This window comes from Pseudomonas frederiksbergensis (assembly GCF_003732705.1).
GTDB lineage: Bacteria > Pseudomonadota > Gammaproteobacteria > Pseudomonadales > Pseudomonadaceae > Aquipseudomonas > Aquipseudomonas frederiksbergensis_F.
The window spans coordinates 110849-134325 of record NZ_MOBR01000004.1 but is presented as its reverse complement, the minus strand read 5'-3'; the positions used below and the strand labels follow the sequence as shown (position 1 = coordinate 134325).

The following is a 23477-nucleotide window of genomic DNA, read 5'->3' as shown; positions in this document are numbered from 1 at the left end:
AAATCCTGTAGGAGCGAGGCTTGCCCGCGAAGCTTTTCAACCATTCAAACTCTGAAAATGCGCCAACATCCGCGACGCATCCGGCACCACCCCACTGAATAATTCAAACGCCTTCACCGCCTGAAACACCGCCATGGTGCCGCCATCCAGCGTGCGGCAACCCAAGGCCCGGGCGTTGCGCAACAGTTCGGTTTCCAGCGGGAAATAAACAATCTCCGCCACCCATAATTCACTCCTCAGCAACTCAAGCGGCACCGGCATGCCCGGCAATTTTTTCATGCCCATGGGCGTGGTGTTCACCAGACCGTCCGCCACCGCCAGGGCGCTCTCCAGAACATGCCCGGCCACGGCCCGACCCGCGCCGAAATGCTGATTGAGGTTGTTGGCCAACGCCAGCGCCCGGCTGCCGTCCACGTCGAAAATACTCAACTGCCGTACGCCTTCGCTGAGCAACGCGTGGGCCACCGCCGCGCCTGCGCCACCGGCGCCCATTTGGACGACGCGCTCACGGGCAACGTCCTGCAAGCCCCGACGAAATCCTTCGGCAAAACCCAGGCAATCGGTGTTGTGGCCGATGCGTTTCCCATCCTTCAGCACAACGGTGTTCACCGCGCCGATGCCCCGGGCTTCCGGGGACAGTTGGTCGAGCAACGGGATGATCGCCTGCTTGCACGGGAAGGTGATGTTCAGCCCGGTGAAGTTCATGCGCTCGGCGGCCATCAGCAGGTCGGGCAGGGCATTGATGTCGAGTTGCAACGGGTCGAGGTCGATCAAGCGATAGAGATATCGCAGGCCTTGGGCATCGCCCTCATGCTCGTGCAGCGCCGGCGTGCGCGAGGCCTGGATGCCGGCACCGATCAGCCCGGCCAGTACGACGTCGTTCTTGAACATGGCGCTCACCCCTGCAAACGATGACTGAAATGCTCCAGCGCCAGACGATAGCCGTGGCTGCCGAAACCGGCCATCACTGCGGTGGCGATGGCCGAGACGAAGGAGTGGTGGCGGAACGGTTCACGGGCGTGGACGTTGGACAGGTGAACTTCGATCACCGGCAACTCGCTGGCCACCAGCGCATCGCGGATCGCCACGGAGGTGTGAGTCCAGGCCGCCGGGTTAATCACGATCCCGGCACAACGGCCGCGAGCGGCGTGAATCCAGTCGAGCAATTCGCCTTCATGGTTGGTCTGGCGAAACTCAACCGTGAGGCCGAATTCCTCGGCGGCGCGCCCGCACAACGCGGAAATATCGGCCAGGGTTTCGTGGCCGTAGGTCGCCGGCTCACGGGTGCCGAGCAGGTTCAGGTTCGGGCCGTTGAGCACCAGAACGATAGGGGGCATCGTGTTTCTCCACTTATTGTTTTTTGACATTGGCTGATGGTCTCAACCTGTGGAGATAAATTGTACCAGGCAGTTACTTTGGTCAATTGAAGAGAGGGTTTGGCGGTGTTTTGTGTTCGGTGATCGGACGGTTACGACTTTCAGCGCGGCAAATGCTCAACCAGAAAATCAATAAACGCCCGCAACCGCAACGGCACATGCCGACTCTGCGGATAGAGCAGGGTGAAGGGTCGCGAACGTCCGCCATACGGCTTGAGCACCTCCACCAACGAACCATCGGCCAATTCGTTTTCGACGATAAAACGATAGGTCTGAAACAACCCCGCGCCATGTTTTGCCAGGGTCACGCCACCCAGCACATCATCGGAGCAACTGAGGCTACCTTCGGCCAGAATCTCCCGCTCCACGCCGTTCTCATTAAACAACCAGGCAATCCGCCGCCCGCTGCTGGGCAGTTCGTACTGGATGCATTCGTGGTGTTGCAGGTCATCCAGGGTTTGCGGCACGCCGGCACGTTTCAAATAATCGGGGCTGGCGATCATCACCAGCGCCGCATCTTCCAATGGCCGCGCGATCAAACCGGAATCCGGAATCGCCCGCACGCGAATCGCCATGTCATAGCCTTCGCCAACGAAATCGATGTTGCGATTGCTGATGTGCGTCTCGACCTTCACCGCCGGAAACCGCATACGAAACGCCGGCAGCAACGGCAGGATCCGGTGGTGGGCATAGGTCGTAGGAATACTGATACGCAAGGTGCCGGACGGTTCCTGTTGCTGGCCCATGACCTCCCTTTGCGCTTCAACCAATTGCGCCAGCGCCTGACGGCATTCCTCGTAATAACGACGACCACTGTCGGTCAACTTGACGCTGCGGGTGGTGCGAGCGAACAACCGCACGGCAAGGCGTTCCTCCATGCGCGACACCGAACGGCTGACCGCCGCCGGTGTGACCCCGGCCACCAGCGCGGCGGCGGTAAAGCTGCCCGCCTCGGCGGCGAGGCAAAACAGCTCGATGCTGCCGAGCTGAAGATCGTCGAAGTGTCGCTGCATGATTGGTTACACCGGGGATCAAATGGAAGATCGAACACTGTATTTATCAAATGCCCGCGCATTAATACAGCCTGTTACCAGGAAAGGATTGCTTACCATTTTCCCGCATCGTGGGCAGGGCAGGCTTGGTCTCGAAGGCTAGGCTCAGTTCAGGTGGCTGATTTGGGGAGTCAGTGCCAGTTATCGGAATTTCAAGGAATGTTGAGCCTTACGGCTTATTAAACCTAACGGATGGGTTGGTATGAGATTGTTCAGCTACAAAGGGTTTCCGATGTTGATCAACTTGCGTGACGAACACTGCCCGCCGCATGCCCATGTGGACGGTGGGACATGGAGTGCGCGTTTCAAGTTCAGCTTTTGGCACAACAGTGTCGAGCTTTGGGATGTTGTTCAGCAGTCACGCCGGCCACCTAGCGCCGTGCTGGAGGGCTTGCGTCACGGGCTCAGACAACCTGCACACCTGCGCCGTGCACGCAGTATCTGGTGGAACAAGTTGCAAACGGCATGCCTCGACAATCAGCTTTGGGATTCGCAGGACAACGAAGTCGTGGTGATGAAAAGGATCACAAGCACAACCTACGTAATTGGCTCAGCGTGTTACGAGCCCGATAAGAACAAGACCCTACTGGCCCTGATGGGCGCGCCGGAGGGTGTGGAGATCGAACTATGAAAACGATTAGGGCAAAGATGCTGTTAGACCGGCCAGTCACTGAAGCAGTACTGGATGAGGCCATTGAGCGGGGGAAAATTCGCCATAGAAGTGCCCTGCAGGCGACAGCGGTGACGTTTCAGGAGGGATGCCTTACGGTCCGCTTCGAAGATGGCACTGGCGTGTTACTGCCCGTGAAGCACTACCCGGAATTTGATGGTTTTGAAGCCAAGGATTATGCCGATCTGAAAGTAGGCCTCTCCGGCACTGCTCTGTGCAATGAAGAAAAGGACCTGCACGTCTCCATCGCCGGGATGATTTCCGTCAGCAAGCCCCTGATGAATATGGCCGCTTCGGTCATCTCCTCGCGCAATGGTCGGCAAAGCAGCGCCGCGAAGGCTGAAGCTGCCCGGGCTAACGGTAAAAAGGGCGGTCGCCCGCGCAAGGTCGAAGTCATCCAGTAAACAGCGCCCACAAAAAAGCCGTCATCAAGACGGCTGATTTGTAACTGGCATCTGCGATCAACGCCGGGTCAACAGCACCCCGGATTCCATGTGATGGGTCCACGGAAACTGGTCAAACATCGCGCATTGAGTAATGCGATGGGTGTCGTGCAACTGGGCGATGTTGGCCGCCAGGGTTTCCGGGTTGCAGGAGATGTACAGGATGTTGTCGAAGCGTCGGGTCAGTTCACAGGTGTCCGGGTCCATGCCGGCGCGCGGCGGGTCGACGAACACGCTGCCGAACTCGTAGCTCTTGAGGTCGATGCCGTGCAGGCGACGGAACGGCCGCACTTCGTTCAAGGCTTCGGTCAGCTCTTCGGCGGACAGACGCACCAGGGTGACGTTATCCACAGCGTTTTCGCTGAGGTTGCTCAACGCCGCGTTGACCGAGCTCTTGCTGATTTCGGTGGCCAGTGCTTTGCGCGCGCGGGTGGCCAGGGGCAGGGTGAAGTTGCCGTTGCCGCAATACAGCTCCAGCAAATCGTCCGTGCGATCACCCATGGCGTCGTAAGCCCAGTTGAGCATCTTCTGGTTCACGGTGCCGTTGGGTTGGGTGAACGCGCCTTCGGGTTGGCGGTAGCTGAAGGTGCGGCCGCCGACTTCCATCTGCTCGACGACATAATCCTGGCCAATGACGTCGCGCTTGCCCTTGGAGCGACCGATGATGCTGACGTTCAGCTCGGCCGCCAGTTTCGACGCCGCGGTGTGCCAGTGCTCGTCCAGCGGGCGGTGATAGCACAGGGTGATCATCGCATCGCCGGCCAATGTGGTCAGAAACTCCACCTGGAACAACTTGTGGCTCAGTGCCGCGCTCGCTTGCCACGCCGCTTTGAGCTTGGGCATCAGCTCATTGATGCGCAGGCTGGCGATCGGGAACTCTTCGATCAGGATCGGCGTGCGTTTGTCATCCTGGGCAAACATCGCGTAGTGACGGTCGCCGCCTTCGCGCCACAGGCGAAACTCCGCGCGCAGGCGAAAGTTTTGCAGTGGTGAGTCGAACACTTCAGGTTCTGGCGCACCGAACGGGGCCAGCAGGTCACGCAAGCGCGTGACCTTTTCTTCGAGCTGTACGGCGTAGGCCTGGGAATCAAAAGTCATGCGTTGAACCAACCCAACTTGATCACAAACAGAATCGACAGAATCACCAGCGCCGGATTCAACTCACGGGCGCGGCCGGACAGCAACTTGATCACGGTCCAGGAAATGAAACCGAAGGCGATGCCGTTGGCGATGGAATACGTGAATGGCATGGCCAGGGCGGTGACCACGACCGGTGCGGCCACGGTGATGTCGTCCCAGTCTATTTCGGCCAGGCCGGATGTCATCAGCACGGCGACGAACAGCAGCGCCGGTGCGGTGGCGAACGCTGGAACGCTGGCGGCCAATGGCGAGAAGAACAGCGCCAGCAAAAACAGAATCGCCACGACGACGGCGGTCAGGCCGGTGCGGCCACCCGCACTGACACCAGCAGCGGATTCGATGTAGCTGGTGGTGGTCGAGGTGCCCAGCAGCGAACCGGCCATGGCCGCGGTGCTGTCGGCGATCAGGGCCCGGCCCATTTTCGGCATATGGCCGTCCTTGCCCATCAGGCCGGCGCGCTTGGCGACGCCGATCAGGGTGCCGGAGTTGTCGAACAGGTCAACGAACAGGAAGGCGAAAATCACGCTGACCAGACCGATGTCCAGGGCGCCCTTGATGTCCAGTTGCAGGAAGGTCGGGGCCAGCGATGGCGGCATCGACATCACGCCGCCGAACGCGGTGAAGCCCAGCGCGATCGAGACAATGGTCACCACCAGAATGCCGATCAGTACCGCGCCGCGAACCTTCAGGGCTTCGAGGGCGACGATCAAGGCAAAACCGAGGGTCGCGAGGATCGGTGCCGGTTGTTTCAGGTCACCGAGGCCGACCATGGTCGCCGGATTGCTGACCACGATGCCGGCGTTGTGCAGGGCGATCAGTGCCAGGAACAGGCCGATACCGGCGGCAATCGCCGAACGCAGGGGCAGCGGGATGCTGTTGATGATCCATTCACGGATGCGGAAGATCGACAACAGGAAGAAGCACACGGCCGAAATGAACACTGCACCCAGCGCCACTTGCCAGGTATGGCCCATGTGCAGGACCACGGTGTAAGTGAAGAACGCGTTCAGGCCCATGCCCGGCGCGAGGGCGATCGGGTAGTTGGCGATCAGGCCCATCACCGTCGAGCCGAAGGCCGCGGCCAGGCACGTGGCGACAAACACCGCGCCCTTGTCCATGCCGGTCTCGCCGAGAATGCTCGGGTTGACGAACAGAATGTAGGCCATGGCCAGGAAGGTCGTGACGCCCGCAAGAATCTCGGTGCGCACGTTGGTGTTGTGTGCCTTGAGTTGAAACAGCCTTTCCAGCATGTCTGCTCCCCGTGGCGCGCAGTGCGCCGTGAATGTATCGACCTCAACAGCAAAGCACAGACTGCCCAAGGCACCCGGGAATTTTCTGTGGGTCGGAAAAAGCCGCGCATCATACCAGCAGCGTGGGGTAATGGCTGCGATCGTCGGCGATGTTTTGCCGTTCGTTGAACTGAGCCATACTGCGCGCCTGTTTTGGGGAGGGGTCATGGTGAGCATCAAGGGCAATATCGTGCGGTCTGCGGGTCTGTTTTGCGCGTTGCTGGCCAGTGTGCCGGCGGTGATGGCGGCATCGGCACCGCCGTTGAGCAACGTCCAGGTGCTCAAGGTGCAGTCGGCAGCGTGTGGCATTGAAAACATCTCGGCCGGGCAAACACAGACGACCTGCAATCACGGCGGGGCGAACATCAAGGTGTACGTGCTGGAGATGGGGTATGGCCGCAAGCCGACCGTCCAGCTCGACGGTTTCAATCTCAACGGGGCGCAAACCAATGTCTGCGCCTACGACAACGGCAACCCGACACAATGCACCAGCACCCAGACGAGGGTTGTCGGCAAGTTGTACATCTTTGATCTGGGCGACAGGCAGGAAGGGACATTCACCTTCAGTAACCGGTCGATCAACGGCGGGGGCGACGCGGTTTCGACGCAGCTTTACATCAAGTAACGGCCTGCGCGAACAAGGGACACTAAAGGTGACTACGCTTTAAGGATCATCCCGTGGACCGTGCCCATGACCTTTAGAGCCCTGATTACCCTCGCCGAGGGCATCGATGACCTGCAATGCGTGACCCTGGTCGACGTGCTGCGCCGCGCGCAAGTCGAAGTGGTGGTGGCCAGCATTGAGGGCCGGCGCATGCTGACCTGTGCTCGCGGCACCCGTTTGACCGCCGACGCGATGCTGGTGGACCTGCTGGCCCAGCCGTTCGACCTGATTGCCCTGCCGGGCGGTGCCATCGGCGCGCAACACCTGGCGGCGCATCAACCCTTGGAGCAATTGATCAAGGACCAGGCCGCCGCCGGACGCCTGTTCGCCGGCATTGCCGAAGCCCCGGCCCTGGCGCTGCAAGCCTTTGGTGTGTTGCGTCAACGGCGCATGACTTGCCTGCCTTCCGCCAGCCATCAATTGTCAGGCTGCACCTTCGTCGATCAACCGGTGGTGGTCGATGGCAACTGCATCACCGCCCAAGGTTCGGGTGCTGCGCTGCCCTTTGCGCTGGCGCTGGTGGAACAACTCTGCGGTAAAGCCACGCGCGCGGCGGTGGCGGGGGAGTTGTTGGCTTAGAACCGATCAGGCGTGGACGGCAATGGGCTCGATGGCCGGTTGCTCACGATGTTCGGCCTGCCAGAGGTCATAGTCGGTTTGAACCCCCAGCCACATCCGGGCCTTACCGATGCCCGCTCGTTCAAGACGAACCGCCAGGTCTGGGCTGATCGGTGCGTGGCCATGCAGCACCCTGGAAAGGTGTGGCCGCGCAAATCCGAGATGGCGGGCCAGTTCTGTGACGCTGATGCCAATTTCGGGCAACACATCCATCAAGAGCGTTTCACCAGGGTGTGGCGGGTTGTGCATGGGCATGGTCCTGCCTCCTGTCAGTGATAGTCAATCATCGGGAAAGTGTAAGGCGATACATTACACTCGATGCGGTATCTATGTATCGCACTTGGTCGGCACATTTGTGCTTTGAGTGGTATTGCGCCACAGATCAATTCCTTTGAACGCCCATCCCACCCCCGAAGTCGTACCCCTTATGACGGCGGTTTGCCAAAACGCCGCGAATGTACGACCAACCGTGAGGTGTTTATGAGCGCGACCACTCCCGACGCTGCGCCGGCGTTATTCACCCGTCATCCGTTACGCCTGACCCTTAATGGCGAGGATCGTCTGCTTGAGGTCTTGCCGTGGACCACGTTGCTGGACCTGCTGCGCGAGCAACTGGACCTGGTCGGTACCAAAAAAGGCTGCGATCACGGTCAGTGTGGCGCGTGCACGGTATTGCTCAACGGTAAGCGGGTAAATGCCTGTCTGACGTTGGCGGTGATGTGCGACGGTGCCAAGTTGACCACCATCGAAGGCCTGGCCGACGGTGAAGCGCTGCACCCGATGCAGCAAGCCTTCATCAAGCACGATGCCTTTCAATGCGGCTATTGCACGCCGGGGCAGATTTGCTCGGCGGTGGGGTTGGCGAATGAGGGACGCGCTCAGAACATCGAGCAGATCAAGGAACTGATGAGCGGCAACCTCTGCCGTTGCGGCGCCTACAGCAATATTCGCGATGCCATTGAAGAAGCCTTGCCCCTTTCTCAGCAAGGAGGTGGTCAATGAATCCTTTCCACTACAGCAAACCAGCTTCGGTGCAGGACGCCGTCCATCTCGCCGGTCCCGCATCGCGCTTCATTGCCGGCGGTACGAATCTTCTGGATTTGATGAAGGAAAACCTTACGCGGCCCGAGCATCTGATCGACATCACCGGACTGCCGTTGCGTGAGGTCAAAGAGACGGCGAAGGGCGGGCTGATGATCGGTGCGCTGGTGAGTAACGCCGACCTGGCCTGGCACCCGTTGATCGAGCAGCGTTATCCACTGTTGTCCCAAGCCATTCTGGCCGGCGCATCACCGCAATTGCGCAACATGGCAAGTACCGGCGGCAATCTGCTGCAACGCACGCGCTGCTATTACTTCTATGACGCCAATGTGCCGTGCAACAAGCGCGAACCCGGCAGCGGTTGCCCGGCGCGGGACGGACTGAACCGGATTCATGCGATCTTCGGCGCCAGTGCGCAATGCGTCGCCACGCATCCCTCCGATATGTGCGTGGCACTGGCTGCTCTGGAAGCGGTGGTTCATGTGCAAGGTCGCAATGGCGCCAGGATCATCGAGTTTGCCGACTTTCACCGTCTGCCGGGCGATGCCCCGGAGCGCGACAACCAATTGGCCGACGATGAGCTGATCACCGCCATTGAATTGCCCGCCACCGGTTTTGCCGAACACAGCCATTACCTGAAGATTCGCGACCGGGCGTCCTATGCGTTTGCGCTGGTTTCGGTGGCCGCCGCACTGGATTTTACCGGGCCGGTGATTTGCGACGCACGTCTCGCCCTCGGCGGCGTGGCCCACAAGCCGTGGCGTGACGAAGCTGTGGAGAACTGGTTGGTGGGCAAAGCGGCCAGCCGCGAAACATTTACCACTGCCGCCGACGCCTTGTTGCAAAACGCGCAGCCCCTCGAACACAACGCTTTCAAAGTCACCCTGGCACGCCGGGCGATCATCCGCGCTCTGAGTGATGCCGCGCAGGGAGGGCAAGCCTGATGAATACGTTCACCCAACCGATGGGCCAACCGCTGGACCGTGTCGACGGTCATCTCAAAGTCACCGGCCAGGCGCGCTATGCCGGAGAGTTTCCCGAGGACGGCCTGCTTCACGGCAGTGTTGTCTCCAGTCGCGTGGCCTGCGCTCGAGTGATCAGCATTGACGTGTCCAAAGCCCTCGCACTACCCGGCGTGGTCGCCGTGATCGATCACACCAACCGCCCGAAAATCGCCAGTTATGACAAAGACTATGAAGACGCCGACTCGGCGGACGGCTCGCCGTTTCGCCCGTTGTACAACGACCGCGTGTTGTACAGCGGCCAGCCGCTGGCACTTGTCGTCGCCGATAACCTTGAACTGGCGCGCTATGCCGGTTCGTTGATAGAGATTGAGTACGACGTCGAGGAACATCAGACCAATCTGTTAAGCCTGCAAGGCGAAGCCCACCCGGCACCCGCCGAACCGCCCAAACCCCGTGGGAATTTTCAGGCCGAGTTCGCTGGCGCGGCCATCAGCCTGGATCTGAACTACAGCACCCCGATTGAACACCACAACCCGATGGAGCCCCATGCCAGTACGGTGCTGTACCAGGCCGATGGCAGTCTGCACATCCACGACAAGACCCAAGGCCCGCAGAATTGTCAGTCCTACGTGCAGAAGGTCTTTGGCCTTGAGAAAGAGCAGGTCAGGATTTTCGCTGCGTATGTCGGTGGAGCCTTCGGTTCCGGTTTGCGCCCGCAGTATCAGCTGCCGCTGGCGGTGATGGCCGCGCTGCATCTCAGGCGTTCAGTGCGCGTGACACTGACGCGCCAGCAGATGTTCACTTTCGGCTATCGGCCACGCACCTTGCAGCGTCTGCAATTGGGCGCGGCGGCCAATGGGCGCTTGCTCGCGGTGGCGCACACCGCCATCGGTCAGACCTCGCGATTCGAGGATTTCACCGAGCATGTGGTGGAGTGGAGCGGCATGCTCTATCACTGTGACAACGTGCAACTGACCTACAAATTGGTGCCCCTCGACGTATTCACGCCGCTGGATATGCGCGCACCAGGGGCGGCGCTGGGGTTGATTGGTCTGGAGTGTGCGATGGATGAACTGGCCTGTGCGTTGGCCATCGATCCGTTGCAACTGCGCCTGATCAACTATTCCGATCGCAACCAGAACGAAGACAAACCCTATTCCAGCAAGCAATTGCGCGAATGCTACGCCCAAGGTGCGAAGCGATTTGGTTGGGAAAAGCGCAATCCTGAACCGCGCAGCATGCGCCAGGATCGGCAGTTGGTCGGATGGGGCATGGCTGGTGGTGTCTGGGAGGCCATGCAAATGAAGGCCAGCGCCAAGGCATCCCTCGATCACAACGGCAAACTCACGGTAAGCAGCGCGACCACCGACATCGGCACGGGCACCTACACCGTGATGACGCAAATCGCCGCGCAGGCGTCAGGCGTTTCGCTGAAGGATGTCACTTTTGTCCTGGGTGACTCTTCATTACCCACCGCACCGTTGCAGGGCGGATCGTTCACGGTTTCGTCGGTCGGCACGGCGGTGCAGCAGGCCTGCGAAGCCCTGAAGGAAAAACTGCTCGCCGTGGCGCGGCAAACGTCCCCGGCCTTCAGTGGCGTGACCTCGGAGCAGGCGGTTTTTGAAGACGGGCAGCTGTCATTCGGTGCGGCGCGTATCCCGTTGGCTGATCTGGCCCGGGACAGCGGCGAAGACGTGATTGAGGCTCAAGTCGACGCCGAGCCGGACAAAAAACGCGAAGCCTATGCCACCGCAACCCATTCTGCGGTGTTCGTCGAGGTGTTGGTCGATGAGGATTTGGGCACGGTGAAGGTCAATCGAGTGGTCAGCGCGATCGCTGCCGGTCGAGTGGTCAATCCGAAAATGGCTCGCAGCCAGATTCTCGGCGGCGTGGTGTGGGGCATCGGCATGGCGTTGCACGAAGAGACGCAAACCGACCATGCGCTGGGCCGTCACATGAACCACAGCCTGGCCGAGTACCACATCCCGGTAAACGCCGATATCGGCGACATTGACGTGCTGTTTGTCGAAGAACACGACGACATCGTCAATGCCCTCGGTTCCAAAGGCGTGGGTGAAATCGGCATTGTCGGGGTGGCGGCGGCGGTGGCCAATGCGATTTATCACGCCACCGGCAAACGGGTGCGGGACTTTCCCATCACCCTCGATAAGTTGCTTTAGACCTTGGCTTCTTCCTTGGCCACGTGCATGCGGTCGCGGTTGGCCAGGGTCGGGAACAGTTTGATCCAGGTGCCGGTGACCACCAGGGTGCCGATGCCGCCCATGACCACCGCCGGCACGGTGCCGAACCAGTGGGCGGTGAGGCCGGATTCGAACTCGCCCAACTGGTTCGAGGCGCCGATGAACAGTCCGTTCACGGCGCTGACCCTGCCGCGCATTTCGTCCGGGGTTTCCAGTTGCACGAAGGAGGCGCGGATCACCATGCTGATCATGTCCGCCGCGCCCAGCACCACCAGCACCGCCAAGGAGAACCAGAACGAAGTGGACAGGCCGAAGGCGATGGTGGCCACGCCGAACACGCCGACGGCGGTGAACATCACCCGTCCGACCTTGCGCTCCACGGCAAATCGCGCCAGGTACAACGACATCAACAACGCGCCCACTGCAGGCGCCGAACGCAGCAGGCCCAGGCCCCAAGGGCCGGTGAGCAGAATGTCCTTGGCGAACACCGGCAGCAGCGCCGTCGCGCCGCCCAGCAGCACGGCGAACAGATCCAGGGAAATCGCCCCGAGGATGTCCGGACGGCTGCGGATGAAACGGATACCGGCCAGCAGCGAATCCATGGTCGCCTTGCCCTTGTTCAGCGGCGTTTGCCGCGCGGGCAGGTTGAGCATCAAGCAGCAAGCGATGATGTACAGAATGACCGTCGGGCCGTAGACCCAGACGCTGCCGAAGGCGTAGAGCAAACCGCCGAGGGCCGGGGCGACGATGGTCGCCGATTGCTGCGCCGATTGTGCAGCGGCTACGGCCCGGGGAAACAATGCGCTAGGCACGATGCTTGGCAGCAGGGCCTGGGTGGTCGGCATTTCGAACGAGCGCGCGGCACCGAGCAGGAACGCGAGGATGAAGATCATTTCCCGGGTGACATGGTCGGTGGCGCTGCCGATGGCCAGGGACAAGGCGATCAAGGCTTGCAGGGACTGACAGATCGCCGCGACCTTGCGCCGGTCGTAACGATCCGCGACATGCCCGGTGTGCAGCATGAACAGCACCCGCGGGGCGAATTCGACCAAACCCACCAGACCCAGATCCAGCACATTGCCGGTCAATTGGTAGAGATTCCAGCCGATGGCCACGGTGAGCATCTGAAAACCGCTGGCGGTGAACACCCGAGCCAGCCAGAACGCAATGAAAGGGCGGTGATGACGTAACAGCAGGGGCGCTTGGCTGGGCATCTGAAGGCAGGTCTTGAGCGAGGGGAGGGTTGAGACTATCACCAAGCTGTAACAAGAAGTTGCGCTGACAAAAAATTTAGGTAGCTAGACACCGATCTCCAAAACCCCGACATCCCCCTGTGGGAGCGGGCTTGCTCGCGAAAGCGGTGGGTCAGGCAAATTGATATCGACTGACACACCGCTTTCGCGAGCAAGCCCGCTCCCACAGGGGATGTGTTGCGGCTGATTGCAAAACCTATGAGGCAACCTGTCACGCGGCAAAAGACCACACCGTCCATCGTTAAAAATGGGACTACTCTTTCAACGTTGCTTGATCCAGATCAATACCCCACAAGGAATTGATCTGGCGGCCAGACGGCCAGACTCCCTACGTTGTGATGTTTGTAAAAAAAGAACGAATTGGAATTCGCCACACTCCATATCCGTGGGGGCAGAGTGGGTGCAGGGTCATAAGCCCTACAGCCGGTATTACCTGACAGAGGAAGACTTATGTTCGGTTTGGAGGCACTTGATCTCGCCCGGATGCAGTTCGCGTTCACCATCTCGTTCCACATCCTGTTCCCGGCCATCACCATTGGCCTGGCGAGTTACCTGGCGGTACTCGAAGGCCTGTGGCTCAAAACCCACAACGATACCTACCGCGATCTGTACCACTTCTGGTCGAAGATCTTTGCCGTGAACTTCGGCATGGGCGTGGTCTCCGGCCTCGTCATGGCCTATCAGTTCGGCACCAACTGGAGTCGCTTCTCGGACTTCGCCGGTTCCGTCACCGGGCCGCTGCTGACCTATGAAGTGCTCACCGCATTCTTCCTTGAAGCCGGTTTCCTCGGCGTCATGCTGTTCGGCTGGAACAAGGTCGGACGCAAGCTGCACTTCTTCGCCACGGTCATGGTGGCCATCGGCACGCTGATCTCGACCTTCTGGATTCTCGCCTCCAACAGCTGGATGCAGACCCCGCAGGGTTACGAAATCGTCAATGGCCAGGTCATTCCGGTGGACTGGCTGGCGGTGATCTTCAACCCGTCGTTCCCGTACCGTCTGCTGCACATGTCGACAGCCGCGTTCGTCGCGACCGCGTTTTTCGTCGGTTCCTCGGCGGCGTGGCACTTGCTGCGCGGCAAAGACAACCCGGCGATTCGCACCATGCTCTCGATGGCCATGTGGATGGCGTTGATCGTTGCGCCCATTCAAGCCGTTATCGGCGACTTCCACGGCCTCAATACACTCGAGCATCAGCCAGCGAAAATCGCGGCGATCGAAGGCCACTGGGAAAACGTCGGGGATGAACCGACCCCGCTGATCCTGTTCGGCTGGCCGGACATGAAAGCCGAGAAGACCAAATTCGCGGTCGAGATTCCGTACCTCGGCAGCCTGATCCTCACGCACTCCCTGGATAAACAGGTGCCGGCGCTCAAGGAATTCCCGCCGGAAGACCGGCCGAATTCGACCATCGTGTTCTGGTCGTTCCGGATCATGGTCGGCCTGGGCTTCCTGATGATCTTCACCGGTTTGTGGAGCCTGTGGCTGCGCAAGAGCGACAAGCTGTATACCTCGCGGCCGTTCCTGTACCTGGCGCTGTGGATGGGGCCGTCCGGCCTGATCGCGATCCTCGCCGGTTGGTTCACCACTGAAATCGGGCGTCAGCCGTGGGTGGTCTATGGGTTGATGCGCACGGCGGATGCGTCCTCCAACCATAGCTTCATGCAGATGAGCATTACGCTGGTGTTGTTCGTGGTGGTGTATTTCGCGCTGTTCGGCACCGGTCTGGGCTACATGATGCGCCTGGTGCGCAAAGGGCCGAAGATCGACGAAGGCAAGGAAACCAACCACGGTGGTCCTGGCCAGAAACGTACGCCGGCTCGTCCGCTGTCCGCAGCCGACGACGATCACGCCGATGCCGACCACACCGTGACCAAGGAGATTTGAATCATGGGTATTGATCTTCCGCTGATCTGGGCCGTGATCATCATCTTCGGCATCATGATGTACGTGGTCATGGACGGTTTCGACCTGGGCATCGGGATTCTCTTCCCGTTCATCCCCGGCAAGACCGACCGCGACGTGATGATGAACACCGTCGCACCGGTGTGGGACGGTAACGAAACCTGGCTGGTACTCGGTGGCGCGGCGTTGTTTGGCGCTTTCCCGCTGGCTTACTCGGTGGTGTTGTCGGCGTTGTACCTGCCGCTGATATTCATGCTGATCGGCCTGATCTTCCGCGGCGTGGCGTTCGAGTTCCGCTTCAAGGCCAAGGACGACAAGCGTCATCTGTGGGACAAGGCCTTCATCGGTGGTTCGGTGGCTGCAACTTTCTTCCAGGGTGTGGCGCTGGGGGCGTTTATCGATGGGTTGCCGGTGGTTAACCGTCAATTTGCCGGTGGTTCACTGGACTGGCTGACGCCGTTCACCCTGTTCTGCGGCTTGGCGCTGGTGGTGGCTTATGCGCTGCTCGGCTGCACCTGGCTGATCATGAAGACTGAAGGCAAGTTGCAGGAACAGATGCACGATCTGGCGCGGCCATTGGCGTTCGTGGTGTTGGCAGTGATCGGTATCGTCAGCATCTGGACCCCGCTGGCCCATGCCGAAATCGCGGCGCGCTGGTTCACTCTGCCGAACCTGTTCTGGTTCCTGCCGGTGCCAATCCTGGTGTTGGTGACCATGTACGGTCTGATCCGCGCGGTGGCCCGCAACGCGCATTACACGCCGTTCCTGCTGACCCTGGTGTTGATCTTCCTTGGCTACAGTGGCTTGGGCATCAGCCTTTGGCCGAACATCGTGCCGCCGTCGATCTCGATCTGGGACGCCGCCGCACCACCGCAAAGCCAGGGCTTCATGCTGGTGGGTACGCTGTTCATCATCCCGTTCATCCTGGGCTACACCTTCTGGAGCTACTACGTGTTCCGCGGCAAGGTCACCCATGAAGACGGTTACCACTAGGAACCCCTGTAGGAGCGAAGCTTGCTCGCGAAGGCGTCCTCACAGACGCCATCCCCTTCAAGAGAGGATCGAAAACATGTCCACCAAACCCACCCTGCACGACATTGAACAGGCCGAAAAAAAACCGCTGTGGCAGCGGCTCGGATGGCTGGCGATGATCTGGACCGGCAGCGTCGTGGCCCTGTTTATCGTGGCCAGCCTGATGCGCATGTTCATGAATGCCGCGGGTCTGACCACCCACTGAAACACTCGAGATTCCCATCCCGATGCCTTGTGGCACGGCCTCAACCCTCCTGACGGAGGGTTTTTTTTGTCCGGGTTATTTGCGGGCTTTGAGAATGACGAATTTCGGCGTGGCCGCCACTTGCTCGACGCCGCGGAACAACCGCGCCAGCTTGCTGTGATAACCCAAGTGACGGTTGCCGACGATGTACAACGCGCCGCCGACTACCAGCGCTTCCCGGGCCTGCTGGAACATCCGCCAGGCGAGAAAATCGCCGACCACCTGTTGCTGGTGAAACGGCGGATTGCACAGCACCACGTCCAGTGACTGCGGTTCCTGACCGGCCAGGCCGTCGCCGGCCCGTACGATGACCTCGCGCTCACTCAACGCAGCGCGCCAGTTTTCGCGGGCCGATTGCACGGCCATGAACGACTCGTCCACCAGCGTGTATTGGGCATCAGGGTTTTGCAGGGCACTGGCGATGGCCAACACGCCGTTACCGCAACCGAGGTCGGCTACCCTTGCCATGCCCAGGTTTTTTGGCAAATGCGGTAGAAACGCGCGCGTACCGATATCCAGCCCTTCGCGGCAAAACACGTTGGCGTGGTTGAGCAGTTCGATCGCGGGTTCGTCGAGTTGGTAGCGGGACGGGTAAGGGGAGACGGCCGGCGCTTTGGGTTCAAAGGTTGCAATCAGCAACCGCGCCTTCTTCACCGCCAACGAGGCTTGTACCGGTCCGATGTAGCGCTCCAGCAAATCTCCGGCGGCGCGCGGCAGATGCTTGACCATTGCCGCCGCAATCACCTGGGCGCCCGGCGCCAGCTGGTCTTGCAGGCGAATCAGCTGTTCTTCCAGCAACGCGAGGGTTTTTGGCACCCGGATCAACACCCGGTCAAACGGCCCGACGAAGGCTTCATTGGCTGGCACGCTTGGCACCGCGTCGAACGCCAGGCCATTGCGGATCAGATTCTTTTCCAGTCCCTGGAACGCCAGGAACGAGTCGCCGCTGCTGGTGACCCGGACCTTGCCCGCCAGGCTGGCGGCCAGTGCGCCAAAACTGTCGTTGAGTACCAATACCCGCGCATCGGCTGTCGGTTGCTGCTGCGCCAGATGATTGAGCAGGTATTCGTCGGCAGCATCGAACGCTTGTAGCGGTTCGTTCTGCTGTTCGGGCTGGCGGATCAGGTCGAGTTGGGCGAACGATGTTTCGAGCAAAGGCATGGGGCGGGGCTCTGGATAATCAACGAGTGTCCCGCGGCCCAGGGGCGATGTGGCGGGCGGAACCGACCGAGTGGACTTCGGCGTAAAGTTTTACGTCAACACTCAGGAAGGATCGCAAATGGTACGTTTTTTTCTGTTCGATTACCCGCAGGTTTTCTTTGAACTCACCCGTTTCAGAAGGCGCCAGCCCTGACCGCCTGGATCACGGCAGCGGTCTTGTTACACACCCCCAGTTTCTCGATGGCCCGGTGCACATGGAAATTCACCGTCCGCTCGCTGAGGCTGAGGATCCTGGCGATCTCGTATGCGGTCTTGCCGTCGGCCGACAGTTTCAATACCTCGACTTCTCGTGGTGATAGATGCGGTGCGCTGGGTTTTGCTGCTCTTTTGGGCAGATGCTGGGTGGCCAAAGCGTGTAGATGACGGCTGATAAAAACCGTAAAACCAAGATTTTCATACAGTTCAAAAGGTGTAATCGGGCAGTGGCTTCTGGCCAGACTCAGAATGCTGTACAAGCCGTTTTCCTCATCATGGACCGATTGCGACCAGCCATGCTGCAGGCCTTGCTGTTTCAAGGCTTGCCACACCCGGGGCGTCTTGGAAAAGACGTCTTCAGTCCACAGGATCGGTAGCATGGATTGATTGCAGTGGGCCACTATTGGGTCGATGGCGCTAAATTCATCTTGTTCATATTGACTGTTCCAGTCTTTGGGGTAGTTGTTTCGATTAAGGGTGTGGTCGTGGGCACCAAGGGTTTTGGAAGTTATTGAAAATGCACAGAATTTAAAGCCGATATTTTTTATGAAGTTCAGTGAAAGCTGGTATGCGACATCGATTTCGTTTGTGTAAGACAGTTGGTTTAACTGTGACTCCTTCCACATTTCCATTTGATTTCTCCATCCGCGTGTTCCTCTGGGGTGCCACTTGGATCCAGGATCCGGCACGTCACGATTGTAGGACTCTTCCTACTAAGGCGCTCGGATTTTTTTGATCTTGATAAAGCCGCTAAGTGTCTAACTGGTTCTTATGTAACACAGGCGTAACGGATGAGACATTAGAACCGCGATATCAATATCATGTGCGCGGTGCTGGCATATTAATGTCGTTAGTTGGGTTTTAGTTAATAAGAATAAGAGGCATTGGCTAAAGCCACTACAAACCACCGGTGTTTAAGTCGTCAGCTTTGCGGGACACTGGCTTCACCTGTTCAATGGAGTGCCCCATGACCGCCAGTGCAGAAAAATTCACGCGCCAGACCCTGCTCGACGTTCAGCCACTGACCCCGAGCCTGTTCACCTTGCGCACCACCAGGGACTCGGGTTTTCGTTTTCGCGCCGGGCAATTCGCTCGTCTGGGTGTGACCAAAACGGATGGCAGCACGGTGTGGCGCGCCTATTCCATGGTCTCTTCGCCCTATGACGAGTTTCTCGAGTTCTTCTCCATTGTCGTGCCGGGAGGCGAGTTCACCGGTGAGCTGAGTCGCCTGGAAGTGGGGGATACGCTGATGGTGGAACGGCAGGCCACGGGCTATCTGACCCTGGATCGGTTCGTCGATGGTCGTGATCTCTGGCTGTTATCCACAGGCACCGGGGTGGCGCCGTTCCTGTCGATCCTGCAGGATTTCGAGGTATGGGAAAAATTCGAACGCATCATCCTGGTCTACAGCGCGCGCGAAGGCCGGGAACTGGCTTATCAGGAGCTGATCGCAGGGCTGGCGCAGCGTGACTACCTGGCAGAGCATGCGCACAAACTGCAATTTATCCCGACGGTCACCCGCGAGCAGGTTCCAGGTGTCCTGAGTGGACGGATCACCACCCTGATTGAGAATGGCGAGCTGGAGCGGGCCGCCGGGGTGGCGCTGACGCCGGAGCACTCGCGAGTGATGATCTGTGGCAACCCGCAAATGATCGATGACACGCGCAAATTGCTCAAGCTGCGCGATATGAATCTCAGCCTTAGCCGGCGACCCGGCCAGGTGGCGGTCGAAAACTATTGGTAAAAAAACGGCGCCCCGAAGGCGCCGTTTTTCATTGCTATACAGTCTTCAAGGCCGGTCGTTCTGGGCCTTGAGCAGATCGCGGATCTCGCTCAACAGCTCTTCTTCCTTGGTCGGCACTGGCGGCAGGGTCGGTGCGACGGCCTCTTCGCGCTTCAGGCGATTGATGGCCTTGACGCCCATGAAGATCGCGAACGCGACGATCACGAAGTCGATCATGCTCTGGATGAACTTGCCATACGCCAACACGACCGCCGGGATGTTGCCATCGGCGGCCTTGAGCGTGATAGCCAGGTCACTGAAATCCACCCCACCGATCAACAGGCCGATTGGCGGCATGACCACGTCGCCGACAAACGACGAAACGATCTTGCCGAACGCGGCGCCGATGATGATACCGACGGCCATGTCGACCACATTGCCTTTGACCGCGAAGGCCTTGAACTCGTTAAGCACGCCCATAGGTTATTCCTTGTTACAGATGAGGTTGGTGAACGCAGTGTAAATCAGCAAAACGCATCTCGCTCGACACAACTGCTTACATGGTTTGCCTGCTATCGACCGGCCCGACGCCGGAAAGTTTACAAAAGGCCATCATTCGCGCGCGGTTACCCCCTCTAGACCGGCCCTTCCAGCATCTTTTGCCTATCGCCCCGGTGTGGCATTTCTATTTAGGTTTTGGGCTGGCGGTCACTAGCCTCTGTTGAGCGCACCTGGATGCGCTTTATAAAATCAGAGGAAACTCCTATGACAACTTCCCTTGGCCTTGGGGCTTATTCCCATCGTCGCGCCCTGGGCGTTTTGAGCGCCGGCCTGCTGTCCTTTTCCGTGAGTGCCGCCACCCTGACCCGGGATAACGGTGCTGCCGTCGGCGACAACCAGAACTCGCAAACCGCCGGCGCCACGGGCCCGGTGCTGCTGCAAGACGTGCAACTGATCCAGAAACTTCAGCGTTTCGACCGCGAACGGATTCCTGAACGCGTGGTGCATGCCCGTGGGACTGGCGCCCATGGCACCTTCACCGTGACCGACGATCTCAGCGACCTGACCAAAGCCACAGTGTTCGCCGGCGGCCAGAGCACGCCGGTGTTTGTGCGCTTTTCAGCGGTGGTGCATGGCAACCACTCCCCGGAAACCCTGCGCGACCCCCGGGGCTTTGCCACCAAGTTCTACACCGCGGACGGCAACTGGGACCTGGTGGGAAACAATTTCCCGACCTTTTTCATCCGTGACGCCATCAAGTTCCCGGACATGGTCCACGCTTTCAAACCTGATCCGCGCACCAACCTCGACGACGATTCCCGTCGTTTCGATTTCTTTTCCCATGTGCCGGAAGCCACGCGTACTTTGACCGAGTTGTATTCCAACTCCGGTACGCCTGCCAGTTATCGGGAAATGGACGGTAATGGCGTTCACGCCTATAAGTTGGTGAATGCCAAAGGTGAAGTTCGCTATGTAAAGTTCCATTGGAAAAGTTTGCAGGGCATTAATAATCTCGATCCACAGGCTGTTACCCAAGTTCAAGGTAAAGACTACAGTCATATGACTAATGACTTGGTTACTCATATAAACAAGGGCGACTTCCCGAAGTGGGACTTGTACATTCAGGTTGTAAATCCGCAAGATTTGTCCAAATTTGATTTCGATCCTTTGGATGCAACCAAGATTTGGCCCGGTATACCTGAGCGAAAAGTTGGACAAATGGTCTTGAATCGTAATCCGGCCAATGTGTTCCAGGAAACCGAACAAGTTGCCATGGCGCCTGCCAATCTTGTTCCCGGCATTGAGCCTTCGGAAGACCGTTTATTACAGGGCCGAGTGTTCTCGTATGCCGATACGCAAATGTATCGCCTGGGCGCCAATGCCCTGCAACTGCCGATCAATGCGCCAAAGGTTGCCGTGAACAACGGTAATCAGGACGGCGCAATGAACAGCGGCGCCAGTAGCACCGGCGTGAATTACCAGCCAAGCCGTTTGCTGTCGCGTGAAGAACCGCAAACCGCGCGCTACAGCCAGTCGGCCCTGTCGGGCAGCACCCAGCAGGCGAAGATCCAGCGTGAGCAGAACTTCAAGCAGGCCGGCGATCTGTATCGCTCGTTCAGCCAGAAAGAACGCCAGGACCTGATCGACAGCTTCGGCGGCTCGCTCGCCACCACGGACGACGAGAGCAAGCACATCATGCTGTCGTTCCTCTATAAGGCCGACCCGGAATATGGCACCGGCGTGACCAAGGTCGCCAAGGGTGACCTGGCGCGGGTCAAGGCACTGGCGGCCAAACTGGTCGACTGATCCCGTTTGCCTGAAACACGGGGCCTCATCCGGGGCCCCGTCAAACCTGGGGAGCCTGTCATGCGTTTGTTCTTTTGTATGTTGCTGAGCGGTTTGTCGTTCAGCGTGTTTGCCGGGCCGACGGCGGATGTCTCGCAAGACCCCGCCGCGCTGAAAGCCCAATTGCAGGACTACTACTTCGATGCTGCCCGGCGTGGCGATGTGCCGATGCTCGAGACTTTTATCGAGGCTGGTTACTCCCTCGATACCCGTGATGGCAAGGGTTACACCGCACTGATTCTGGCCGCCTATCACGGCCAGACTGCCGCCGTGGACCGTTTGCTCGCCGCTGGCGCCGATGCTTGCGCTCAGGATCAGCGTGGCAACACGGCGCTGATGGGCGCCATTTTCAAAGGCGAAGTGCAGATTGCCCGGACCCTGTTAGCGGCCAATTGCAGCCCCGATCAGCGCAACGGTGCCGGGCAGACGGCGGCGATGTATGCCGGGTTGTTCAACCGTGTCGAGTTGCTGGATGCGCTCAAGGCCAAGGGCGCCGACCTGAATGCCGAAGATCCGCAGGGCAACAGCGCCGCGCGTCTGGCCAGCGGTGAAATCCGAAACGCTGCGCCGCGCTGATCCCGTCCGGCTGCGCTATCATCGCGGTTTTTGCCGGGAGTTCAGATGGCCAAGGCCAAGCGCATGTACGGCTGCACCGAGTGCGGCTCAACCTTCCCCAAGTGGGCCGGCCAGTGCGGCGAGTGCGGGGCCTGGAACACGTTGACCGAAACCATGGTCGAGAGCGGCGGGGCGGCGGCCCCCAGCGGTCGTACCGGATGGACCGGCCAGCAGGCACAAATCCGGACCCTGGCCGAAGTCAGTGTCGAAGAGATTCCACGCTTTTCCACGGCCTCCAGCGAACTCGATCGCGTGCTGGGTGGTGGTCTGGTGGACGGCTCGGTGGTGTTGATCGGTGGTGATCCCGGCATCGGCAAGTCGACCATTTTGTTGCAAACCTTGTGCAACCTCGCCAAGAGCATGCCGGCGCTGTACGTCACCGGTGAAGAATCCCAGCAACAGGTGGCCATGCGCGCCCGTCGCCTCGGTTTGCCCCAGGACAAGCTGCGGGTGATGACCGAAACCTGCATCGAAACCATCATCGCCACGGCCCGGCAGGAAAAGCCCAAGGTCATGGTGATCGACTCGATCCAGACGATTTTCACCGAGCAACTGCAATCGGCTCCCGGCGGCGTCTCCCAGGTCCGCGAAAGCGCGGCGTTGCTGGTGCGCTACGCCAAGCAGAGCGGCACGGCGATTTTCCTGGTGGGCCACGTGACCAAGGAAGGTGCGTTGGCCGGCCCGCGTGTTCTGGAACACATGGTCGATACCGTGCTGTATTTCGAAGGCGAATCCGATGGGCGTTTGCGTCTGCTGCGGGCGGTGAAAAACCGTTTCGGTGCGGTGAACGAACTCGGCGTGTTCGGCATGACTGACAAGGGCTTGAAAGAAGTCTCCAATCCTTCGGCGATTTTTCTTACGCGTGCTCAGGAAGAAGTCCCGGGCAGTGTGGTCATGGCGACGTGGGAAGGCACGCGGCCGATGCTGGTCGAGGTGCAGGCGCTGGTGGATGACAGTCACCTGGCCAACCCGCGCCGGGTCACGTTGGGCCTGGACCAGAACCGCTTGGCCATGTTGCTGGCGGTGTTGCACCGTCACGGTGGCATTCCGACCCACGATCAGGACGTGTTCCTCAACGTGGTCGGCGGGGTGAAAGTGCTGGAAACCGCTTCGGACCTGGCGCTGATGGCGGCGGTGATGTCGAGCCTGCGCAACAAGCCGCTGCCCCATGATTTGCTGGTGTTTGGCGAAGTCGGGTTGTCCGGTGAAGTGCGCCCGGTGCCGAGTGGTCAGGAACGCCTTAAAGAAGCAGCCAAGCACGGCTTCAAGCGCGCCATCGTGCCCAAGGGCAACGCGCCGAAAGAAGCACCGCCGGGGTTGCAGATTATTGCCGTGACCCGCCTGGAACAGGCGCTCGACGCACTCTTCGAATAACCCTCCAATCCCTTGTGGGAGCGAGCCTGCTCGCGAAAGCGGTCTGTCAGTCGACTTAAATGTTGAATGCACGACCGCATTCGCGAGCAGGCTCGCTCCCACAGTGGAAT

Annotated in this window: 24 protein-coding genes; 14 read left to right on the top strand and 10 right to left on the bottom strand. The window is 59.6% G+C overall.

The window, feature by feature from the left end; genetic code table 11:
* Positions 1-36 precede the first annotated feature (36 nt).
* The 3 genes from BK667_RS02780 to BK667_RS02770 all read right to left on the bottom strand — a co-directional run bounded on the left by BK667_RS02780 (position 37) and on the right by BK667_RS02770 (position 2389).
* Positions 37-891, bottom strand: a complete 855-nt coding sequence (locus BK667_RS02780) for a shikimate dehydrogenase (RefSeq protein WP_123596734.1) — start codon at positions 889-891, stop codon at positions 37-39.
* 5 nt (positions 892-896) lie between these two features.
* Positions 897-1337 carry a type II 3-dehydroquinate dehydratase gene (gene aroQ, locus BK667_RS02775; protein ID WP_123509842.1) on the bottom strand — a complete coding sequence of 147 codons (441 nt, stop codon included), beginning with the start codon at positions 1335-1337 and terminating at the stop codon, positions 897-899.
* A 140-nt stretch (positions 1338-1477) separates the two neighbouring features.
* Positions 1478-2389 carry a LysR family transcriptional regulator gene (locus tag BK667_RS02770; protein ID WP_123509841.1) on the bottom strand — a complete coding sequence of 304 codons (912 nt, stop codon included), beginning with the start codon at positions 2387-2389 and terminating at the stop codon, positions 1478-1480.
* 241 nt (positions 2390-2630) lie between these two features.
* Between BK667_RS02770 and BK667_RS02765 the strand changes: the two genes are divergently transcribed.
* Together BK667_RS02765 and BK667_RS02760 are read left to right on the top strand one after the other, a co-directional pair.
* Positions 2631-3059 carry a DUF4160 domain-containing protein gene (locus BK667_RS02765; RefSeq protein ID WP_123509840.1) on the top strand — a complete coding sequence of 143 codons (429 nt, stop codon included), beginning with the start codon at positions 2631-2633 and terminating at the stop codon, positions 3057-3059.
* Positions 3056-3502: a DUF2442 domain-containing protein gene (locus BK667_RS02760; RefSeq protein WP_123596733.1), complete on the top strand. Its 447-nt coding sequence runs from the start codon at positions 3056-3058 to the stop codon at positions 3500-3502. Before BK667_RS02765 ends, BK667_RS02760 begins: the two co-directional genes overlap by 4 nt.
* 57 nt (positions 3503-3559) lie before the next feature.
* Here BK667_RS02760 and trmA read toward each other — a convergent pair whose 3' ends face one another.
* Positions 3560-4639 carry a tRNA (uridine(54)-C5)-methyltransferase TrmA gene (trmA, locus tag BK667_RS02755; RefSeq protein WP_123509838.1) on the bottom strand — a complete coding sequence of 360 codons (1080 nt, stop codon included), beginning with the start codon at positions 4637-4639 and terminating at the stop codon, positions 3560-3562.
* Positions 4636-5931 (bottom strand): NCS2 family permease, encoded by a 1296-nt coding sequence (locus tag BK667_RS02750; RefSeq protein WP_123596732.1) that lies wholly within the window; start codon positions 5929-5931, stop codon positions 4636-4638. Before BK667_RS02750 ends, trmA begins: the two co-directional genes overlap by 4 nt.
* A 280-nt stretch (positions 5932-6211) precedes the next feature.
* Here BK667_RS02750 and BK667_RS02745 point away from each other — a divergent pair, with 280 nt between their 5' ends.
* Together BK667_RS02745 and BK667_RS02740 are read left to right on the top strand one after the other, a co-directional pair.
* Positions 6212-6595 (top strand): DUF4879 domain-containing protein, encoded by a 384-nt coding sequence (locus BK667_RS02745; RefSeq protein WP_259697845.1) that lies wholly within the window; start codon positions 6212-6214, stop codon positions 6593-6595.
* 66 nt (positions 6596-6661) lie between these two features.
* Complete coding sequence (locus BK667_RS02740; RefSeq protein WP_123596730.1) at positions 6662-7213, top strand: DJ-1 family glyoxalase III; 552 nt, start codon at positions 6662-6664, stop codon at positions 7211-7213.
* 6 nt (positions 7214-7219) lie between these two features.
* Here BK667_RS02740 and BK667_RS02735 read toward each other — a convergent pair whose 3' ends face one another.
* Entirely contained in the window at positions 7220-7507 is a 288-nt protein-coding gene (locus BK667_RS02735; RefSeq protein WP_123596729.1) for a HigA family addiction module antitoxin, read from the bottom strand.
* A gap of 225 nt (positions 7508-7732) precedes the next feature.
* Between BK667_RS02735 and BK667_RS02730 the strand changes: the two genes are divergently transcribed.
* Genes BK667_RS02730 through BK667_RS02720 form a run of 3 tightly spaced genes read left to right on the top strand, consistent with a single transcriptional unit; the run spans position 7733 to position 11438 of the window.
* Positions 7733-8254: a (2Fe-2S)-binding protein gene (locus BK667_RS02730; RefSeq protein ID WP_123596728.1), complete on the top strand. Its 522-nt coding sequence runs from the start codon at positions 7733-7735 to the stop codon at positions 8252-8254.
* On the top strand, positions 8251-9237 hold the full coding sequence (locus tag BK667_RS02725) for an FAD binding domain-containing protein (RefSeq protein WP_123596727.1): 987 nt from the start codon (positions 8251-8253) through the stop codon (positions 9235-9237). Before BK667_RS02730 ends, BK667_RS02725 begins: the two co-directional genes overlap by 4 nt.
* Positions 9237-11438: a xanthine dehydrogenase family protein molybdopterin-binding subunit gene (locus BK667_RS02720; protein WP_123596726.1), complete on the top strand. Its 2202-nt coding sequence runs from the start codon at positions 9237-9239 to the stop codon at positions 11436-11438. Before BK667_RS02725 ends, BK667_RS02720 begins: the two co-directional genes overlap by 1 nt.
* Here BK667_RS02720 and BK667_RS02715 read toward each other — a convergent pair.
* Positions 11435-12673 (bottom strand): MFS transporter, encoded by a 1239-nt coding sequence (locus tag BK667_RS02715; protein WP_123509830.1) that lies wholly within the window; start codon positions 12671-12673, stop codon positions 11435-11437. The genes BK667_RS02720 and BK667_RS02715 overlap by 4 nt on opposite strands.
* A 489-nt stretch (positions 12674-13162) precedes the next feature.
* Between BK667_RS02715 and BK667_RS02710 the strand changes: the two genes are divergently transcribed.
* The 3 genes from BK667_RS02710 (at position 13163) to BK667_RS02700 (ending at position 15854) form a co-directional block, all read left to right on the top strand.
* Complete coding sequence (locus BK667_RS02710) at positions 13163-14599, top strand: cytochrome ubiquinol oxidase subunit I (RefSeq protein WP_123509186.1); 1437 nt, start codon at positions 13163-13165, stop codon at positions 14597-14599.
* Between the two features lie 3 nt (positions 14600-14602).
* The gene (gene cydB / locus BK667_RS02705) at positions 14603-15610 is read left to right on the top strand and encodes a cytochrome d ubiquinol oxidase subunit II (RefSeq protein ID WP_123509185.1); all 1008 of its coding nucleotides are present in this window, start codon (positions 14603-14605) and stop codon (positions 15608-15610) included.
* A 76-nt stretch (positions 15611-15686) separates the two neighbouring features.
* The gene (locus BK667_RS02700) at positions 15687-15854 is read left to right on the top strand and encodes a DUF2474 domain-containing protein (protein ID WP_123404812.1); all 168 of its coding nucleotides are present in this window, start codon (positions 15687-15689) and stop codon (positions 15852-15854) included.
* Between the two features lie 75 nt (positions 15855-15929).
* Here BK667_RS02700 and BK667_RS02695 read toward each other — a convergent pair whose 3' ends face one another.
* The gene (locus tag BK667_RS02695) at positions 15930-17054 is read right to left on the bottom strand and encodes a methyltransferase (protein WP_123596725.1); all 1125 of its coding nucleotides are present in this window, start codon (positions 17052-17054) and stop codon (positions 15930-15932) included.
* A gap of 173 nt (positions 17055-17227) precedes the next feature.
* Positions 17228-17941, bottom strand: coding sequence for an autoinducer binding domain-containing protein (locus BK667_RS02690; RefSeq protein ID WP_123596724.1), 714 nt, complete (start codon positions 17939-17941; stop codon positions 17228-17230).
* A 335-nt stretch (positions 17942-18276) separates the two neighbouring features.
* Between BK667_RS02690 and BK667_RS02685 the strand changes: the two genes are divergently transcribed.
* Positions 18277-19053, top strand: coding sequence for a ferredoxin--NADP reductase (locus BK667_RS02685; RefSeq protein ID WP_123596723.1), 777 nt, complete (start codon positions 18277-18279; stop codon positions 19051-19053).
* A 45-nt stretch (positions 19054-19098) separates the two neighbouring features.
* Here BK667_RS02685 and mscL read toward each other — a convergent pair whose 3' ends face one another.
* A complete protein-coding gene (mscL, locus tag BK667_RS02680; protein WP_123404819.1) occupies positions 19099-19512 on the bottom strand; it encodes a large-conductance mechanosensitive channel protein MscL in 414 nt (137 codons plus the stop codon).
* Positions 19513-19797: 285 nt separating this feature from the next.
* On the opposite strand from mscL, the gene BK667_RS02675 reads away from it, so the two are divergent.
* From BK667_RS02675 to radA, 3 genes are read left to right on the top strand one after another with little or no spacing between them, the layout of a single operon-like run.
* The gene (locus tag BK667_RS02675) at positions 19798-21339 is read left to right on the top strand and encodes a catalase (protein ID WP_123596722.1); all 1542 of its coding nucleotides are present in this window, start codon (positions 19798-19800) and stop codon (positions 21337-21339) included.
* Positions 21340-21399: 60 nt separating this feature from the next.
* On the top strand, positions 21400-21954 hold the full coding sequence (locus BK667_RS02670; RefSeq protein WP_123509179.1) for an ankyrin repeat domain-containing protein: 555 nt from the start codon (positions 21400-21402) through the stop codon (positions 21952-21954).
* Between the two features lie 45 nt (positions 21955-21999).
* Positions 22000-23367 (top strand): DNA repair protein RadA, encoded by a 1368-nt coding sequence (gene radA / locus BK667_RS02665; RefSeq protein WP_123404825.1) that lies wholly within the window; start codon positions 22000-22002, stop codon positions 23365-23367.
* The last annotated feature ends 110 nt before the right edge of the window (positions 23368-23477 follow it).

Coding starts and splice junctions, on each gene's coding strand:
- BK667_RS02735 (WP_123596729.1), bottom strand. CDS start 7,507: ATGCCCATGCACAACCCGCCACACCCTGGTGAAACGCTCTTGATGGAT.
- BK667_RS02745 (WP_259697845.1), top strand. CDS start 6,212: ATGGCGGCATCGGCACCGCCGTTGAGCAACGTCCAGGTGCTCAAGGTG.
- BK667_RS02740 (WP_123596730.1), top strand. CDS start 6,662: ATGACCTTTAGAGCCCTGATTACCCTCGCCGAGGGCATCGATGACCTG.
- BK667_RS02730 (WP_123596728.1), top strand. CDS start 7,733: ATGAGCGCGACCACTCCCGACGCTGCGCCGGCGTTATTCACCCGTCAT.
- BK667_RS02685 (WP_123596723.1), top strand. CDS start 18,277: ATGACCGCCAGTGCAGAAAAATTCACGCGCCAGACCCTGCTCGACGTT.
- BK667_RS02710 (WP_123509186.1), top strand. CDS start 13,163: ATGTTCGGTTTGGAGGCACTTGATCTCGCCCGGATGCAGTTCGCGTTC.
- cydB (WP_123509185.1), top strand. CDS start 14,603: ATGGGTATTGATCTTCCGCTGATCTGGGCCGTGATCATCATCTTCGGC.
- BK667_RS02675 (WP_123596722.1), top strand. CDS start 19,798: ATGACAACTTCCCTTGGCCTTGGGGCTTATTCCCATCGTCGCGCCCTG.
- aroQ (WP_123509842.1), bottom strand. CDS start 1,337: ATGCCCCCTATCGTTCTGGTGCTCAACGGCCCGAACCTGAACCTGCTC.
- BK667_RS02765 (WP_123509840.1), top strand. CDS start 2,631: ATGAGATTGTTCAGCTACAAAGGGTTTCCGATGTTGATCAACTTGCGT.
- BK667_RS02700 (WP_123404812.1), top strand. CDS start 15,687: ATGTCCACCAAACCCACCCTGCACGACATTGAACAGGCCGAAAAAAAA.
- BK667_RS02695 (WP_123596725.1), bottom strand. CDS start 17,054: ATGCCTTTGCTCGAAACATCGTTCGCCCAACTCGACCTGATCCGCCAG.
- radA (WP_123404825.1), top strand. CDS start 22,000: ATGGCCAAGGCCAAGCGCATGTACGGCTGCACCGAGTGCGGCTCAACC.
- BK667_RS02750 (WP_123596732.1), bottom strand. CDS start 5,931: ATGCTGGAAAGGCTGTTTCAACTCAAGGCACACAACACCAACGTGCGC.
- BK667_RS02720 (WP_123596726.1), top strand. CDS start 9,237: ATGAATACGTTCACCCAACCGATGGGCCAACCGCTGGACCGTGTCGAC.
- BK667_RS02770 (WP_123509841.1), bottom strand. CDS start 2,389: ATGCAGCGACACTTCGACGATCTTCAGCTCGGCAGCATCGAGCTGTTT.
- BK667_RS02760 (WP_123596733.1), top strand. CDS start 3,056: ATGAAAACGATTAGGGCAAAGATGCTGTTAGACCGGCCAGTCACTGAA.
- BK667_RS02690 (WP_123596724.1), bottom strand. CDS start 17,941: ATGGAAATGTGGAAGGAGTCACAGTTAAACCAACTGTCTTACACAAAC.
- BK667_RS02780 (WP_123596734.1), bottom strand. CDS start 891: ATGTTCAAGAACGACGTCGTACTGGCCGGGCTGATCGGTGCCGGCATC.
- mscL (WP_123404819.1), bottom strand. CDS start 19,512: ATGGGCGTGCTTAACGAGTTCAAGGCCTTCGCGGTCAAAGGCAATGTG.
- BK667_RS02670 (WP_123509179.1), top strand. CDS start 21,400: ATGCGTTTGTTCTTTTGTATGTTGCTGAGCGGTTTGTCGTTCAGCGTG.
- BK667_RS02715 (WP_123509830.1), bottom strand. CDS start 12,673: ATGCCCAGCCAAGCGCCCCTGCTGTTACGTCATCACCGCCCTTTCATT.
- BK667_RS02725 (WP_123596727.1), top strand. CDS start 8,251: ATGAATCCTTTCCACTACAGCAAACCAGCTTCGGTGCAGGACGCCGTC.
- trmA (WP_123509838.1), bottom strand. CDS start 4,639: ATGACTTTTGATTCCCAGGCCTACGCCGTACAGCTCGAAGAAAAGGTC.